The sequence below is a fragment of the Devosia sp. genome (assembly GCF_041917035.1).
Classification (GTDB): Bacteria; Pseudomonadota; Alphaproteobacteria; order Rhizobiales; family Devosiaceae; genus Devosia_A.
Genome location: NZ_JAYRYM010000418.1, coordinates 1 through 2,005, shown reverse-complemented (window position 1 = coordinate 2,005; position 2,005 = coordinate 1). Strand labels below are relative to the sequence as shown.

The window sequence follows — 2,005 nt, the reverse complement described above, 5'->3', positions numbered from 1 at the left end:
TGGTGGTCCGACGTGTCGGTATCGAAATAGGACCGCGACGCGTCGATCGCCACCTCGCGCAGCAGCCCGGCCTCGCGGAACTGGTGCAGGCTGTTGTAGATGGTGGCCAGCGACACGTTGACACGCGCCGCCGCCGCCTCGTCATGCAGCTGCTCGGCGCTCACATGCCGGTGCTGGCCGGAAAACAGCAGCTCGGCGAGAGCCACGCGCTGCCGCGTCGGCCTGAGGCCGGCCATGCGCAGCACCGCCGTCAGGCAGGGCCGGCGCGACGGTACGGGGCGGGGCGTCAGGCTGCGGTCGGGCATATGATCCTTGTCGATCATGGGGCTTGCTGGCGAACTTATAGCTTTGCCTCAGCGGCGGCACAAGCGGCGGAAGGCCGCAACGCCCGAACTAGCGCTGGACGGGCGCGGCGGCGCGCTTGACCCTCCACCCCCCAACCCCTAGTAACGGGACCAAACATCCGATCGGAGAAAGCCCCGGCCAATGGCGGAGCGCAAGAACGCATACGGCTACGACGACCTGATCCTGAGCGGCAAGGGCGAGCTGTTCGGCCCCGGCTATGCGCAACTGCCCTCGCCGCCGATGCTGATGTTCGACCGCATCACCGAGATCGCGGGCACCGGCGGCGCGCACGGCAAGGGCCTGGTGCGGGCCGAACTCGATGTCCGGCCGGACCTGTGGTTCTTCGACTGCCACTTCATCGGCGACCCGGTGATGCCCGGCTGCCTCGGGCTCGACGCGCTGTGGCAGATGCTGGGCTTCTTCCTGTGCTGGGACGGCTCGCCCGGCAAGGGCAGGGCACTCGGCTGCGGCGAGGTGAAGTTCTCCGGCCAGGTGACCAACGACGTCAAGCGCGTCGAATACGGCATCGACCTCAAGCGGGTGATGAAATCCAAGCTGGCCTTCGGCATCGCCGACGGCTGGGTGAAGGCCGATGGCACGGTGATCTACGAGGCCGCCGGCCTGCGGGTCGGCCTGTTCAAGTAAGTCCAGGACCGGCCGCGGAAGGCCGGTCGCGCTGTCGAGGAGGCACAATGAGACGGGTTGTCGTGACCGGCATGGGGATCGTGTCCTCGATCGGGAACAATCTCGACGAAGTGCTGGCCAGCCTGCGCGAGGCGCGGCCGGGCATCGTCTTCGCGCAGGACTATGCCGATCTCAACTTCCGCTGCCACGTGCACGGCGCGCCCAGGCTCGATCCATTCGAGGTGCTCGACCGCCGCACCACCCGCTTCATGGGCAGGGGCGCGGCGTGGAACTACATCGCCATGCAGGAGGCGATCCGCACGGCCGGACTCGAGGACAAGGACATCCAGAGCCCGCGCACCGGCATCATCATGGGCTCGGGCGGTCCGTCCACCCGCACCGTGGTGGAGGCCGCCGACATCACCCGCGAGCGCGGCCCCAAGCGCATCGGGCCGCTGGCCGTGCCCAAGGCGATGAGTTCGACCGCCTCGGCGACGCTCGCCACCCCGTTCGGCATCAAGGGCGTCAACTATTCGATCACCTCGGCCTGCGCCACCTCCAAGCATTGCATCGGCAACGCCTACGAGTTGATCCAGTGGGGCAAGCAGGACATCGTCTTCGCCGGCGGCCACGAGGATCTCGACTGGACGCTCAGCGACCTGTTCGACGCCATGGGCGCCATGTCGACCGATTTCAACGCCACGCCGGAAAAGGCCTCGCGCGCCTATGACGCCAAGCGCGACGGCTTCGTCATCGCCGGCGGCGCGGGCGTGCTGGTGCTCGAGGAGCTGGAGCACGCCAGGGCACGCGGCGCCACCATCCTCGCCGAGATCGTCGGCTACGGCGCCACCTCGGACGGCTACGACATGGTGGCCCCCTCCGGCGAAGGCGCCATCCGCTGCATGCAGATGGCGCTCGAGACAGTCCGGGGCCCGGTCGACTACATCAACCCGCACGCCACCTCGACGCCGGTCGGCGACCTCAGGGAAATGGACGCCATCCGGGCCGTGTTCGGCACCGGCGAGGCCTGCCCGCC

The 2,005-nt window shown here is 68.6% G+C and carries 3 protein-coding genes; 2 read left to right on the top strand and 1 reads right to left on the bottom strand.

Going from position 1 to position 2,005, the window contains the following annotated elements; all coding sequences use genetic code 11:
• The coding region (locus tag ACE3TU_RS21820; RefSeq protein ID WP_374627955.1) for a Fur family transcriptional regulator at positions 1-236 on the bottom strand (236 nt) is incomplete at its 3' end.
• Positions 237-486: 250 nt separating this feature from the next.
• Here ACE3TU_RS21820 and fabA point away from each other — a divergent pair.
• Both fabA and ACE3TU_RS21810 read left to right on the top strand, forming a co-directional pair.
• Positions 487-990 (top strand): 3-hydroxyacyl-[acyl-carrier-protein] dehydratase FabA, encoded by a 504-nt coding sequence (gene fabA / locus ACE3TU_RS21815; RefSeq protein WP_374627954.1) that lies wholly within the window; start codon positions 487-489, stop codon positions 988-990.
• Positions 991-1,037: 47 nt separating this feature from the next.
• Positions 1,038-2,005: beta-ketoacyl synthase N-terminal-like domain-containing protein (locus ACE3TU_RS21810; protein ID WP_374627953.1), on the top strand; the 968-nt coding region annotated here is incomplete at its 3' end.